The 13,995-nt window shown below is 61.6% G+C and carries 9 protein-coding genes and 1 pseudogene; 8 read left to right on the forward strand and 2 right to left on the reverse strand.

Annotation, left to right across the window (positions count from 1 at the left end; all coding sequences use genetic code 11):
* Nucleotides 1–102: 102 nt before the first annotated feature.
* From pip to HBO05_RS09955, 8 genes and pseudogenes are all read left to right on the forward strand, one after another.
* Complete coding sequence (gene pip, locus HBO05_RS09920) at nt 103–1,074, forward strand: prolyl aminopeptidase (RefSeq protein WP_169955669.1); 972 nt, start codon at nt 103–105, stop codon at nt 1,072–1,074.
* Entirely contained in the window at nt 1,071–1,508 is a 438-nt protein-coding gene (gene dtd / locus HBO05_RS09925; RefSeq protein ID WP_172312502.1) for a D-aminoacyl-tRNA deacylase, read from the forward strand. The genes pip and dtd overlap by 4 nt, the downstream gene beginning before the upstream one ends.
* Before the next feature lie 267 nt (nt 1,509–1,775).
* Nucleotides 1,776–3,512: a glucan biosynthesis protein G gene (locus HBO05_RS09930; protein ID WP_346266507.1), complete on the forward strand. Its 1,737-nt coding sequence runs from the start codon at nt 1,776–1,778 to the stop codon at nt 3,510–3,512.
* Nucleotides 3,505–6,149: pseudogene (gene mdoH / locus HBO05_RS09935) on the forward strand (glucans biosynthesis glucosyltransferase MdoH). Before HBO05_RS09930 ends, mdoH begins: the two are co-directional and overlap by 8 nt.
* Nucleotides 6,150–6,304: 155 nt before the next feature.
* Complete coding sequence (locus HBO05_RS09940) at nt 6,305–7,102, forward strand: transporter substrate-binding domain-containing protein (protein WP_172312504.1); 798 nt, start codon at nt 6,305–6,307, stop codon at nt 7,100–7,102.
* A 222-nt stretch (nt 7,103–7,324) separates the two neighbouring features.
* A complete protein-coding gene (locus HBO05_RS09945; RefSeq protein ID WP_032862246.1) occupies nt 7,325–8,122 on the forward strand; it encodes a transporter substrate-binding domain-containing protein in 798 nt (265 codons plus the stop codon).
* A gap of 123 nt (nt 8,123–8,245) precedes the next feature.
* Complete coding sequence (locus tag HBO05_RS09950; RefSeq protein WP_172312506.1) at nt 8,246–9,205, forward strand: amino acid ABC transporter permease; 960 nt, start codon at nt 8,246–8,248, stop codon at nt 9,203–9,205.
* A complete protein-coding gene (locus HBO05_RS09955) occupies nt 9,198–9,932 on the forward strand; it encodes an amino acid ABC transporter ATP-binding protein (RefSeq protein WP_057437198.1) in 735 nt (244 codons plus the stop codon). The genes HBO05_RS09950 and HBO05_RS09955 overlap by 8 nt, the downstream gene beginning before the upstream one ends.
* A 15-nt stretch (nt 9,933–9,947) precedes the next feature.
* Here the strand turns inward: HBO05_RS09955 and HBO05_RS09960 are convergent, their stop codons facing one another.
* Both HBO05_RS09960 and HBO05_RS09965 read right to left on the reverse strand, forming a co-directional pair.
* Nucleotides 9,948–11,855 (reverse strand): methyl-accepting chemotaxis protein, encoded by a 1,908-nt coding sequence (locus HBO05_RS09960; protein ID WP_172312508.1) that lies wholly within the window; start codon nt 11,853–11,855, stop codon nt 9,948–9,950.
* 187 nt (nt 11,856–12,042) lie between these two features.
* Complete coding sequence (locus HBO05_RS09965) at nt 12,043–13,959, reverse strand: methyl-accepting chemotaxis protein (protein WP_169955677.1); 1,917 nt, start codon at nt 13,957–13,959, stop codon at nt 12,043–12,045.
* Nucleotides 13,960–13,995 lie beyond the last annotated feature (36 nt).

The raw sequence follows: 13,995 nt of genomic DNA on the forward strand, positions 1-13,995 counted from the left end.
CCTTCAAGGACATGCTCATTGCACAATTCGGGTTTATGATGCCAGACGGCAAAATAATAGACGTCCCCCCAGGGATGGAACCGACCCCTTACGGAGTGCGCAATGCAGACTTTGTACCCGCAGATCAAACCCTACGCCCGGCACGATCTGGCCGTCGATGAAACCCACACGCTGTATGTCGACGAAAGTGGTTCCCCGCAAGGTTTGCCCGTGGTGTTCATCCACGGTGGCCCCGGCGCCGGTTGTGATGCCAACAGCCGCTGCTATTTCGATCCCAACCTGTACCGCATCGTCACCTTTGACCAGCGTGGTTGCGGGCGCTCCACGCCACGGGCCAACCTGGAAAACAACACCACCTGGGATCTGGTCGCTGACCTTGAGCGCATTCGCGAGCACTTGGGCATCGAAAAGTGGGTGCTGTTCGGCGGCTCCTGGGGCTCGACCCTGGCCCTGGCCTATGCGCAAACCCATCCCGAGCGCGTGCATGGCCTGATCGTGCGCGGCATCTTCCTGGCCCGCCCCCAGGATATCCAGTGGTTCTACCAGGCCGGCGCGAGCCGCCTGTTCCCGGATTACTGGCAGGACTACATCGCGCCCATCCCGCTGGAAGAACGCGACGACATGATCAGCGCTTATCACAAGCGCCTCACCGGCAACGACCAGATCGCCCAGATGCATGCCGCCAAGGCCTGGTCCACCTGGGAAGGCCGCATGCTGGGCCTGTGCCCCAGCCCGCAGTTGATCGAACGCTTCTCCGAGCCTCAGCGCGCCTTGTCGATTGCGCGTATCGAGTGCCACTACTTCACCAACAACTCGTTCCTGGAGCCCAACCAGCTGATTCGCGACATGCACAAGATCGCCCATCTGCCGGGCATCATCGTCCATGGCCGCTACGATATGATCTGCCCGCTGGATAATGCCTGGGAGCTGCACCAAGCCTGGCCCAACAGCGAGCTGCAGGTGATCCGCGAGGCGGGCCACGCAGCGTCCGAGCCGGGCATCACCGATGCATTGGTGCGTGCCGCGAGCCAGATGGCACGGCGTCTGCTTGATCTGCCCCCTGAAGAAGCATGAAGGGCCTTTTGCAGCGGGTGCGTGGCGCCCGGGTCGAAGTGGCAGGGCAAGTGGTGGGCGCGATAGACCAGGGTTTGCTGGTACTGGTGGCCGTCGAGCCTTCAGATACAGCGGCCAGTGCCGACAAGCTGTTGCATAAGCTGCTTAACTATCGGGTGTTCAGTGACGACGAGGGCAAGATGAACCTGTCGTTGAAGGACGTTGGCGGCGGTTTGCTGCTGGTGTCGCAGTTCACGCTGGCGGCCGATACCAAGAGCGGCCTGCGGCCCAGCTTCTCCACAGCGGCGCCTCCGGCGCTGGGCGAGGCACTTTTCGAGCACTTGTTGCTACAAGCGCAACAATTGCATGGCACTGTGGCGTCGGGGCGTTTTGGCGCGGATATGCAGGTGCATTTGGTCAATGACGGGCCGGTCACCTTCCTTTTACAGACCTGATTGTATGAAAAACGACTTTTAATGCGCAAAAACGCAAGTTTTCGCTACAAATACTTCGCTGCCCCTGCTGCGTTATCTCACCGGCTACTAGATAATCGCGCGCTACGGGGATCAGCGTAAATTGATCCATTTTTGACTTAGGTAGAGACTTGTCCGCTCGCCCGTGGGGAATCATTTAGCCCCATCGGAGTCGGAACAATGCTCGCCAACCTGGCATATAGATAGCTGGCCGTTGGTTTTTTGATCTGTTTTCGGCGAGGGTTGCTCGTGATTGTTAGTCCCTGTAATGCACCAAAATTGTCTGCCAAACGGTTACGAAACGCACTGGTGACGGGCTCTGCCCTGTTTTGCCTGTTCGGCGCGGGTCAACTGTGGGCATTCAGTCTGGACGATGTGTCGGCCAAGGCAAAAGAGCTGGCCGGGCAGAAATACGAAGCCCCGCGCAGCAATCTGCCGAACGAATTCCGCGAAATGAAGTTCGCTGACTACCAGAAAATTCGTTTCCGCAATGAAAAAGCCGAGTGGGCCGATCAGAAAACCCCGTTCAAGCTGTCCTTCTATCACCAGGGCATGCACTTCGACACGCCGGTGAAGATCAACGAAATCACCGCGACTGACGTCCAGGAAATCAAGTACGACCCGACTCGTTTCGATTTCGGCGACGTCAAGTTTGATCCAAAAGCCACCGACCAGCTGGGTTATGCCGGCTTTCGCGTGCTGTACCCGATCAACAAGGACGACAAGCAAGACGAAATCATGACCATGCTCGGCGCCAGCTATTTCCGCGTCGTGGGCAAGGATCAGGTCTACGGCCTGTCCGCCCGTGGCATGGCGATTGATACCGCGCTGCCGTCCGGCGAAGAGTTCCCGCGTTTCACCGAGTTCTGGATCGAGCGTCCAAAACCGGGTGACAAGCACCTGGTGATCTTTGCCCTGCTGGACTCGCCACGGGCCACTGGCGCCTATCGCCTGATCCTGCGCCCGGGCACCGACACCATTGTCGACGTCAAGTCGCAGATGTTCCTGCGCGACAAGGTCAGCAAGCTGGGCGTTGCCCCGTTGACCAGCATGTTCCTGTTCGGCGCCAACCAGCCGTCCAAAGTGCTCAACTACCGTCGCGAACTGCACGACTCCAGCGGTCTGTCGATCCATGCCGGCAACGGCGAGTGGATCTGGCGCCCGCTGAACAACCCAAAACACCTGTCGGTCAGCAACTTCTCGGTAGAAAACCCGCGTGGGTTCGGCCTGTTGCAGCGTGGTCGCAACTTCAGCCAGTACGAAGACCTCGACGACAACTACGACAAGCGCCCAAGCGCCTGGATCGAGCCTGAAGGCGACTGGGGCAAGGGCTCCGTCGATTTGGTAGAGATCCCGACCGCCGATGAGACCAACGACAACATCGTTGCCTTCTGGAGCCCGGCCGAACTGCCCAAGCCCGGCGAGCCGCTGGATATCGCCTACCGCCTGCACTGGACTCTCAACGATGCACCGTTCCACTCGCCGGACAGTGCCTGGGTCAAGCAGACCCTGCGTTCTACTGGTGATGTGAAACAGTCCAACCTGATCCGCCAGCCAGACGGCAGCGTGGCCTATCTGGTGGACTTCGAGGGCCCGTCCCTCAAGGCCCTGAAGCCAGATGCGGCAGTGCGCAGCCAGGTCAGCGTCGGTGAAAACGGCGAAGTCGTGGAAAACAGCGTGCGCTACAACCCGCACACCAAAGGCTGGCGCCTGACCCTGCGCTTGAAGATCAAGGATGCAGGCAAACCGACCGAAATGCGTGCGGCCCTGGTCCAGGACATCGTCAAGCCTGAGCCAGAGCAGGTTTCCACCCAAGTCCTGAAGGCTGACAAAGTCCTGGCCAAGCAACACGAGAAACACGCCAAGAAAGACGCCAAGGACAAGCAAGACAAGCAGCCAGAAGCTGCCCCAGCCACCCCGGAGCCAGTCAAGACAGAACAAGTCCTGACCGAAACCTGGAGCAATCAGTTGCCTGCCGATGAGTAACTCCCAAGTCCAGCCAGAGACTCTTGCCGAGTACCTGGCGCATCTTCCGATGACCGACGAGCAGCGCGCCGAACTGGCGGGCTGCAAGTCCTTCTCCGAACTGCACGAGCGCCTGTCGTCGTCGACCTTTGACGCCCCGGTGGACGCGGCGCAGGCCTCGGTTGGCCGAAGGCTCACCCTCAACACGGCCGAGGAGCTAGAGGAAGCCGAAATGCTGGTGCTCGACGCCAGCGGTCGGGTTTGCCTCAAGGCCACGCCGCCGATCCGGCGTACCAAAGTGGTGCCCGAGCCTTGGCGCACCAATATCCTGGTGCGTGGCTGGCGCCGGCTGACCGGCCGTAGCAACCCGCCTGCGCCGCCCAAAGACGAGCGCGTGCTGCCGGCTGCGCGCTGGCGCACCGTGGGTTCGATCCGCCGCTATATCCTGCTGGTGCTGATGCTCGGCCAGACGATCGTGGCCGGCTGGTACATGAAAGGCATCATGCCGTACCAGGGCTGGTCCTTCGTCGACTTTGACGAGGTGCGTAACCAGACCCTGCTGCAAACTGCCACCCAGGTCCTGCCCTACGCCCTGCAAACCAGCATCCTGATCATGTTCGGCATCCTGTTCTGCTGGGTTTCGGCGGGTTTCTGGACTGCGCTGATGGGTTTCCTTGAGTTGCTTACCGGTCACGACAAGTACCGGATCTCCGGGAAAAGCGCCGGCGACGAGCCAATCCCGAAAGAGGCCCGTACCGCGCTGGTCATGCCGATCTGCAACGAAGACGTGCCCCGGGTGTTTGCCGGCCTGCGCGCGACCTTCGAGTCGGTCGCTGCCACTGGCGATCTGGATCGTTTCGACTTCTTTGTGCTCAGCGACAGTAACGACGCCGACATCTGCATTGCCGAACAGCAAGCCTGGCTCGACGTCTGCCGCGAGGCCGGTGGCTTTGGCAAGATTTTCTATCGCCGCCGTCGTCGTCGCGTCAAACGCAAGAGCGGCAACCTTGACGACTTCTGCCGTCGCTGGGGCGGTGACTACAAGTACATGGTGGTCCTCGACGCCGACAGCGTGATGAGCGGCGAATGCCTGACCAGCCTGGTGCGCCTGATGGAAGCCACGCCGGACGCCGGGATCATCCAGACCGCGCCACGTGCCTCGGGCATGGACACCCTGTATGCGCGCATGCAGCAGTTCGCCACCCGCGTCTACGGCCCGCTGTTCACCGCGGGCCTGCACTTCTGGCAGTTGGGCGAATCCCACTACTGGGGCCACAACGCGATCATCCGCATGAAGCCGTTTATCGAGCACTGCGCCCTGGCGCCATTACCGGGTAAAGGTGCGTTTGCCGGCTCGATTCTTTCCCACGACTTCGTTGAAGCTGCGCTGATGCGCCGTGCCGGCTGGGGCGTGTGGATTGCCTACGACTTGCCGGGCAGCTACGAAGAACTGCCGCCCAACCTGCTGGACGAGCTCAAGCGTGACCGTCGCTGGTGCCACGGTAACCTGATGAACTTCCGCCTGTTCCTGGTCAAGGGCATGCACCCGGTACACCGTGCGGTGTTCCTCACTGGCGTGATGTCGTACCTGTCGGCGCCGTTGTGGTTCCTGTTCCTGGTGCTGTCCACGGCCCTGCTGGCGGTCAACACCCTGATGGAGCCGCAGTACTTCATGGCGCCGCGCCAGTTGTACCCGCTGTGGCCGCAATGGCATCCGGACAAGGCGGTGGCCCTGTTCTCCACCACCATCGTGCTGCTGTTCCTGCCTAAATTGCTGAGCATCATCCTGATCTGGGCCAAGGGCGCGAAAGAGTTCGGTGGCAAGTTCAAGGTGACCTTGTCGATGCTGCTGGAGATGTTGTTCTCCATGCTGCTGGCGCCGGTACGGATGATTTTCCACACCCGCTTCGTGCTCGCCGCGTTCCTCGGCTGGGCTGCGACCTGGAACTCGCCGCAACGTGACGATGACTCCACGCCATGGAGCGAGGCAGTCAAGCGCCACGGCCCGCAGACCTTGCTGGGCTTCTTCTGGGCGCTGCTGGTGGTGTGGTTGAATCCAAGCTTCCTGTGGTGGCTGGTGCCGATTGTCGGTTCGCTGATGTTGTCGATCCCGGTCTCGGTGATCTCCAGCCGGGTCAAGCTGGGCCTCAAGTCGCGCGACGAAAGCCTGTTCTTGATCCCCGAGGAATACAATCCGCCGCAGGCGCTGCTGTCGACCGACCGCTACACCCACGAAAACCGTTGGCATGCACTGAATGACGGTTTTATCCGGGCAGTGGTCGATCCGCAGCAGAACGCCCTGGCCTGTGCCCTGGCGACCTCCCGCCATGGCCATGCGGAGCCGATTGAGTGGCTGCGCGCCGATCGCGTGCGACATGCCCTGAAAGTCGGCCCCGCGGGCCTGAACAACAACGAGCGCGTGGCCTTGCTCAGCGACCCGGTGGCCCTGGGGCGCCTGCATGAGCAAGTCTGGAGCGAGGGGCATGCCGAATGGCTTGGCGCCTGGCGCGAATCGGTCAAGGCCGACCCGCATGCGCCGTTGCTGCCGCTCAAGCCGCTGTCATCCCAGGCTCAGCCAGCCTGATTCAGACGCCCCCGGGATTCGTCTCGGGGGCGCTTGAAACGCCCTTCCTACAGCGTTTTTCGCTTCTGCCTTAGCCTTCTAACTTCGATACAAAAGACCCTGGTTCAAGGCGTATTGCCGTGCCTGCCAGTGGGTTAGGATCGCCCCCCAAATCTGACTCGACCGCCTGTGGCTTGCGCTAGACCCGCAACGCACGGTACGCGGCTGCTTAATGAAAAAGGGGCTTTTCATGATCAAGGGTTACTGGTCGATACTGCTGGGTATTGTCGCGTTGCTACAGGTACAGATGGCGCACGCGGGCGCCATTGATGAGGCCGTGCGGCGCGGGGTCTTGAAAGTGGGGACCGACCCCAACTACGTGCCCTTTGAAATGACCGACAAACAGGGGCGTGTTATCGGCTTTGAAGCTGACCTGCTCGAAGAAATGAGCAATGCCCTGGGGGTGGCGCTGGAATGGGTGCCGGTGGCCTATACCGAGCTGATCCCGGGCCTGCTGGGCGGCCGCTTCGACATGATCGGCAGCGGTATGACCGTAACCCAGGAGCGCAACCTCAAGCTCAACTTCAGCGACTCGTTCATCATCGTTGGCCAGACCGTACTGCTGCACCCGCGCCTGGCCGGCAAAGTCAGCAGCATTGAAGACCTGAACGAAGCCGGCTATCGGATTGCTGCCGCAGACGGCACCACCGGCGAAGCGGCGGCGCGGCGCTTCCTGGGGGCTGCGCAACTGCGCAGCTTTGCCACGGAGGAGGAAGGCGTGCGCCAGTTGGTCGACGGGAGGGTTGATGCCTTTATCCATGATGCGCCCTATAACCTGATTGCCCTGGCCAAGCCGCAAAACCGCGAACTGCTGGCCCTGGAGCAGCCCTTCACCTACGAACCCCTGGCGTTTGGATTGCCAAAGGGCGATTACGATAGCCTGAACTGGATCAATCACTTCCTTAATCAGATAGCCCAGGACGGCACCTACGATCGGCTGCATGACAAGTGGTTTCGGGACACGGACTGGTTGTCGGAGATCGAATGATGGTCACAACTGCTTACATAACTCCTGGGGGCTTACCCGTCAGGTCAAGCCGTCTAACTGCGCTTTTCTCCGGGGTTTTGTGGGGTTTTTCTGTCATATCCGCCAACAAATCCCGGCTAGACCTTTGTGCCGGTGGGCGAGTGGGTTAGCATCGCTCCCCGAAGAAATAGTGCAGCCCTGTGAAGGCCTGCATCAAAATAAAATGAGTCAGGGGACTTGGTGATGAAAAAGTATCTTTCGATGCTGATGCTCGGCGTTACGGCCCTGCTGGCAGTCAATACGGCCCAGGCCGGTGCGATTGACGAAGCGGTCAAGCGCGGCACCTTGAAAGTCGGCATGGATCCGACCTACATGCCGTTTGAGATGACCAACAAGCGTGGCGAAATCATTGGTTTTGAAGTCGACCTGCTCAAGGCGATGGCCAAGTCCATGGGGGTCAAGCTGGAACTGGTCTCCACCGGTTACGACGGCATCATCCCAGCCTTCCTCACCGGCAAGTTCGACATGATCGGCAGCGGCATGACCCTGACCCAGGAACGCAACCTGCGCCTGAACTTCAGCGAACCCTTCATCGTGGTTGGCCAGACCCTGCTGATCCGCAAGGAACTGGAAGGCACCATCAAGTCCTACAAAGACCTGAATGACGAGAAGTACCGCCTGACCTCCAAACTCGGCACTACGGGTGAGATGGTGGCCAAGAAGCTGATCTCCAAGGCCAAGTACCACGGCTACGACAACGAGCAGGAAGGTGTGCTCGACGTGGTCAACGGCAAGGCCGACGCCTTTGTCTACGACGCGCCGTACAACGTGGTTGCCGAGAAAAAAGTCGGCAATGGCAAGCTGGTGTACCTCGAAGAACCCTTCACCTACGAGCCGCTGGCATTCGGTTTGAAGAAGGGCGACTACGACAGCATCAACTTCATCAATAACTTCCTGCACCAGATCCGCAACGACGGCACCTACGATCGCATCCATGACAAGTGGTTCAAGAGCTCCGAGTGGCTCAAGGACATGGAATAAGCTAGAAACCGCGTCGCGCCCATCGCGGGCAAGCCCGCTCCCACATTTGGAATGCATTCCAGTGTGGGAGCGGGCTTGCCCGCGATGGCGGCCTGACAGCCGATACACATCCCGGAACCCGCAATGAAACAGAAAAAAGCCCAATGGCCCTGGCACCTGCTGACCGTGCTGGTGCTGGTCGGCATGGCCGGCGCGTTGTACTACGCCACCTCGCTGATGTCCTACGAATGGCGCTGGAACCGCGTGCCGCAATACTTCGCCTACCAGGCTGAAGAGTCCAAGCGGGCGGCGGATATTTCCACGGTGGTCGAGTTGGTGCGCAAGGGCGACGTGGCGCAAGTCACCCTGCGCAACGACGCCGGCGCCGAACAGCACCTGACGGTGGCCGAAAACAGCCTGCAAGTGGCCCGTGGCGACGATGTGGCCGAGGGCGATGTGATCGGTGTGACCCGGCACTGGGCGCTGGGCCCATTGATGTGGGGGTTGTGGACCACCCTGTGGCTGTCGCTGGTCTCGGGGGTATTGGGCTTGTTCATCGGCCTGGCAACCGGCCTGTGTCGTTTGTCGAATAATCCGACCTTGCGCGATCTGTCGACGATCTATGTCGAACTGGTACGCGGTACGCCGCTATTGGTACAGATCTTCATTTTCTACTTTTTCATCGGCACGGTGCTGAACCTGTCGCGCGAGTTCGCCGGCATCGCCGCGCTGTCGCTGTTTACCGGCGCCTACGTGGCCGAAATCGTGCGTGCCGGCGTGCAGTCGATTGCCCGTGGCCAAGGCGAAGCTGCCCGCTCCCTGGGCTTGAGCGCCTGCCAGTCGATGCGCCATGTGGTGCTGCCGCAGGCCTTCAAGCGCGTGCTGCCGCCGTTGGCCGGGCAATTTATCAGTCTGGTCAAGGACACCTCGTTGGTGTCGGTGATCGCCATTACCGAGCTGCTCAAGAGCGGTCGCGAGGTCATCACCACCTCGTTCTCGCCGTTTGAAATCCTGTTCTGTGTCGCAGGCCTGTACCTGCTGATCAACCTGCCGCTGTCGAAAATGGCCAGCCGGCTTGAGCGGAGGCTCGCCCAAAGTGATTGAAGTGCGCGATCTGGTAAAAGTCTTCGACACCCGTGGGCACGTGGTGCGCGCGGTGGATCACGTCACCACCCAGGTAGCCAAGGGCGAGGTGCTGGTGGTGATCGGCCCGTCCGGCTCCGGCAAATCGACGTTCCTGCGCTGCCTCAACGGCCTGGAAGAGTTCGATTCGGGCTCGGTGAGCATTGATGGCCTGCAACTGGCCGACCCCAAGACCGACGTGAACGCCTATCGCCGGGAAGTCGGCATGGTGTTCCAGCATTTCAACCTGTTCCCGCACATGACCGTGCTGGAAAACCTGTGCCTGGCGCAGAAAGTCGTGCGCAAGCGCGGCAAGAAGGAGCGCGAGGCCAAGGCCCTGGCATTGCTGGAAAAGGTCGGCATCGCCCAAAAAGCCAACGAGTTCCCCTCGCGGCTCTCGGGTGGCCAGCAACAGCGCGTGGCGATTGCCCGGGCGCTGGCCATGGAACCCAAGGTCATGTTGTTTGACGAGCCCACCTCGGCACTGGACCCGGAAATGGTCGGCGAAGTGCTGGACGTCATGAAGACCCTGGCCCTGGAAGGCATGACCATGGTCTGCGTGACCCACGAAATGGGCTTTGCCCGTGAAGTGGCAGACCGGGTGCTGTTCTTCGATCACGGCAAACTGTTGGAAGACGCTGCACCCGCGCAGTTCTTTGATGCACCGAAGGACCCACGGGCACAGGCGTTCCTGCGCCAGGTTCTGTAACCCACGGGGGCAGGTTCAGACCTTGAACTTGCCTACGCACTGCTGAAGATTCGTGCCCAGCCGTGCCAATTCAATACTCGCCGCCGCCGTCTGTTCGCTGGCAGCGGCGGTTTGCTCCGACACATCCCTGACCTTCAACACGCTGCGATTGATCTCCTCGGCCACCGCACTTTGCTGTTCGGCGGCGGCGGCGATCTGTGGGTTCATTTCCTGGATGACCAGCACGGTGCGCGCGATTTCCGTCAGGGCGTCGCCGGCATTGCGCGTCAGGCCGACGCTGCGGTCGGTCAGGGCGCGGCTGTTGTCCATGATGTCGGCGACCTGTTGCGTGCCGCTGTGCAAGCCGCCGATCAGTTCTTCGATTTCCTCGGCGGACTGTTGGGTGCGCTGGGCAAGGCTGCGTACTTCGTCGGCCACCACGGCAAATCCCTGGCCGGCTTCACCTGCGCGTGCGGCCTCGATCGCCGCATTGAGCGCCAGCAGGTTGGTCTGCTGGGACACCGACTTGATCACCTCCAGCACGCTGCCGATCTTCTGGCTTTCCCGTTGCAGGCCCAGCATCGCCTGGCTGGAGCGCGCCATCTCGTGGGCCAGGTGTTCAATGTGCGCCACCGCATCCGTCACCACCTGGTCGCCCAGTTCGGTCTGCTGGTTGGCCTGGCTGGCGGCAATCGAGGCCTGTTCGGCATGCCGCGCGACTTCCTGGGCGGTGGCGAGCATCTGGTTCATGGCGGTCGCCACCTGCTCGGTTTCGTCACGCTGATTATTCACGCCCGCCCGGGTTTGCTCGGTGACGGCCGACAACTCCTCGGCGGCGCTGGCGATCTGCCGGGCATTGTCGCTGATGCTGCCAATCAGCCCCCGCAGGTTCAGGGTCATTTGCGCCATGCTGCATTGCAACTGGCCCAGCTCATCGCGGCGCCGGGTCTGCACATCGTGGCTGAGGTCGCCGTCGGCAATGCGATTGGCCACGGCCAGGGCCCTGCGCAGTGGCTTGACGATCTGCCCGGCGATTATCCAGGCGGCCAGGGCGCCAAAGAGCACAGCCGCAGCGGTAATGGCGAGCGTCTGGGTGCGGGCCTGTTCGGCTTCCCGATTGCGGCGCTGGGTCTGGTCCTGGCTCAACAGGTCACTCTGCACCAGCAGTTGATCCAGCTGCTGCTCCAACTCGTTTTGCGCCGTTTCGGTGGTGAGCTGGGTATCGCGCAGGCGTGCCAGATGGGTGCGCAGGCTGAGCACGGCATTTTTCAATGCGCTGTTGTCCACGGGCAGTTTCTCCACGGCCGCCTGGGCGAGTTCGAGGCTGCGCTCGGCGTCGCTGACGGCCTGGGCATAGGTATCCAGGCTGCTGGCCGCCCAGGCCGGGCTCAGGGCGCGGTCTTCGGCTTGTTCAATGGCCAGGCGCAGGGCTTCGATGGCATCGAGGGCTTTTTCGTCGTCCTGGTCGGGCAGGTCGCTGGCCAGTTGCGCCAGGCTGTCGCTGGTACGGATGGAGCTCTGTTTCAGCTGTTCGCGGGCAGTTTCCCGCTGCTTGACCAGTGAGGGCACATCCTTGAGCGTGGTTTTGAACTTGCCTGAAATACTGGCCATGCTCTGCAGGTATTGCAGGGCTTTTGGCGCCTTGAGACGGTTTGACAGCTCGCTCATGTACCCGTCGACCTCGTCCATGGAGACGCTCAATTTATTGAGGCTGGTTGCGTTGTCCAGGGTGCGGTACACGATGCGGTCGGCCCGCACTTGTTCACCGGTCACTGCCAGTTGCGCGAGCACGGTCAGGGTTTGTGAGCGGTAGAGCGAGGCGGCGAGGGACTGCCAGCCAGTCAGGGCGATTACAAGGCTCAGGGCCAGCACCAAGGCAAAACCCAGGACCAGTTTGAGAGTGACGCTGGTGTTACCCAGCAGTTGAGTCATTCGACGAAGCATGGCCAACCTCCGGCAAGTGAACAAAGGCGTTCGACGTGCCGGGGCGCCGACGGGCGCGGACACATTGAATCCATTTGAACGCTAGTCGGCGTAGGCGCCAGGTGTACCGATCATGGCCTGAAAAACGTGTAGGAAATTTCACAAGCTGCGAGCGGCGACCCGGACGGATCGCCGCGAAGGGCAGGGGTCAGACCCGGAAGCGGCCGACCAGTGATTGCAGATGGGTGCCCAGGCGCGCCAGTTCGGTACTGGAGGCGGCAGTCTCTTCGCTGGCTGCTGCGGTCTGCTCGGACACATCGCGTACGTTCAGCACGCTGCGGTTGATCTCTTCGGCCACGGCGCTCTGTTGCTCGGCGGCGGTGGCGATCTGCTGGTTCATCGCCTGGATGGCCGAGACCGTGCGGGTGATGTTCCCCAGGGCATTGCCGGCGCGACGGGTCAGCTCGACGCTGCTGTCGGTGAGGCCACGGCTGTTGTCCATGATGGTCGCCACCTGCTGGGTGCCGCTTTGCAGGCCAACGATCAGCTCTTCGATCTCTTCGGTGGATTTTTGCGTGCGCTGCGCCAGGCTGCGCACCTCATCGGCCACCACCGCGAAGCCACGGCCGGCTTCCCCGGCGCGTGCCGCTTCAATGGCGGCGTTGAGTGCCAGCAGGTTGGTTTGCTGGGCCACGGACTTGATCACGTCCAGCACGCTGCCGATCTTGTCGCTTTCGCGCTTGAGATGGCCCATGGCCTCGGTGGAATTGCCGACTTCGCCGGCCAGGCGCTCGATCTGGGCGATGGCTTCGCCGACCACCCTGTCGCCTTCGCGGGCTTGTTGGTCGGCGGCGACGGCGGCTTCCGAGGCCTCCTCGGCATTGCGCGCCACTTCCTGCACGGTGGCGGCCATTTCGTTCATCGCGGTGGCGACCTGGTCGGTCTCCACCTTCTGGCTGTTGACCCCGGCGCTGGTCTGCTCGGTAACCGCCGACAACTCTTCGGCGGCGCTGGCAATTTGCGTCACGCCGTCGCTGATCCCGCCGATCAGGTCACGCAGGCCCATGGTCATGCTTTGCATGGCGCGTTGCAGTTGGCCCAATTCGTCCTGGCGTTGCGAAACCAGATCATGGGTCAGGTCACCGGCGGCGACGCGCTCGGCGACCTTGAGGGTCTGGCTCAGTGGAATCACGATCTGCCGGGTAATCGCCCAGGCCGCCACCATGCCAAAGACCAGCGCCAGGGCGGTGGCCAGCATCAACAGGAACTTGGCCTGTGCGGCGTCGGCGTCGCGGATGATGGTTTGGGAGGCGGTGAGTTTTTTGCTGCGCTCGAACAGCAGGTCACCTTGCTCGGCCATGGCCTTGAGGGCCGCGGCGCTGGCCACCTGGGAATCGCGAAACTGACTGACGGCGGCGAGGTAGGCCTTGAGGGAGTCGCTGGCCTCCTGCAGGTTGGCGCTGTATTGATCCGGCAGTTGGCTGCGCAGGCTGTCGGCGCTCTTCAGGGCGTTGGCAATGGCATCCAGCGCCGGTTGCTCAGCTTCGACCTTGGCGCTGTAGGTATAGCCGCGCACCTGGAAACGCGCCTGCTGGATCAACTTGCTCAGTTCGACCGCGCTGTTGAACTGGGGGACGCTGTCACCTTGCAGCAGGACTTTTTCGATTTCCGCGACGCGCCCGACGGCGTTGTCGGCGGTAGCGCCAAGCTTGCTGCGTGCATCTTCGCGGTGGGCACCGGCCTGGACCATGGCGCCAAAGGCCTGTCGATACTTGGCGACGGCGGCCAACTGCTCATCGATGATGGCGACATCGGCCGGTTGCTCGATCTGGCTGCGCGCGGTCTTCAGGCCGCTGTCGAGTTTATCCATAAGCTCGTTGACCAGCCCCGGGCCTTGTTCGCCACGGCGCATTTCATAGTCCAGCCGGGCCTGGCGCAGGTCTTTGGTGAGTTCGTTGAGGCTGGAAATAAAACCCAGTTTATCGCCACGGCTGATCACGCCACTCAGGCCCGTCCAGCCGGTGAAGGTGATCAGCAGCGTGAGGACCAAGACCAGGCCAAAGCCCACGCTCAGCTTGCGATTGACGCTCACATTCCCCAGTTTTTCAGCTAGCCAACGGTACATGCGGTGAACTCCCCTGAACAAGGCTTGGACTTATCC

Source organism: Pseudomonas sp. WS 5079, assembly GCF_012985465.1.
Taxonomy (GTDB): domain Bacteria; phylum Pseudomonadota; class Gammaproteobacteria; order Pseudomonadales; family Pseudomonadaceae; genus Aquipseudomonas.

What these genes read in the sequence shown, in the direction of transcription:
- HBO05_RS09940 (WP_172312504.1), top strand. Translation starts at nt 6,305, where the DNA reads ATGATCAAGGGTTACTGGTCGATACTGCTGGGTATTGTCGCGTTGCTA.
- pip (WP_169955669.1), top strand. Translation starts at nt 103, where the DNA reads ATGCAGACTTTGTACCCGCAGATCAAACCCTACGCCCGGCACGATCTG.
- HBO05_RS09960 (WP_172312508.1), bottom strand. Translation starts at nt 11,855, where the DNA reads ATGCTTCGTCGAATGACTCAACTGCTGGGTAACACCAGCGTCACTCTC.
- HBO05_RS09965 (WP_169955677.1), bottom strand. Translation starts at nt 13,959, where the DNA reads ATGTACCGTTGGCTAGCTGAAAAACTGGGGAATGTGAGCGTCAATCGC.
- dtd (WP_172312502.1), top strand. Translation starts at nt 1,071, where the DNA reads ATGAAGGGCCTTTTGCAGCGGGTGCGTGGCGCCCGGGTCGAAGTGGCA.
- HBO05_RS09950 (WP_172312506.1), top strand. Translation starts at nt 8,246, where the DNA reads ATGAAACAGAAAAAAGCCCAATGGCCCTGGCACCTGCTGACCGTGCTG.
- HBO05_RS09945 (WP_032862246.1), top strand. Translation starts at nt 7,325, where the DNA reads ATGAAAAAGTATCTTTCGATGCTGATGCTCGGCGTTACGGCCCTGCTG.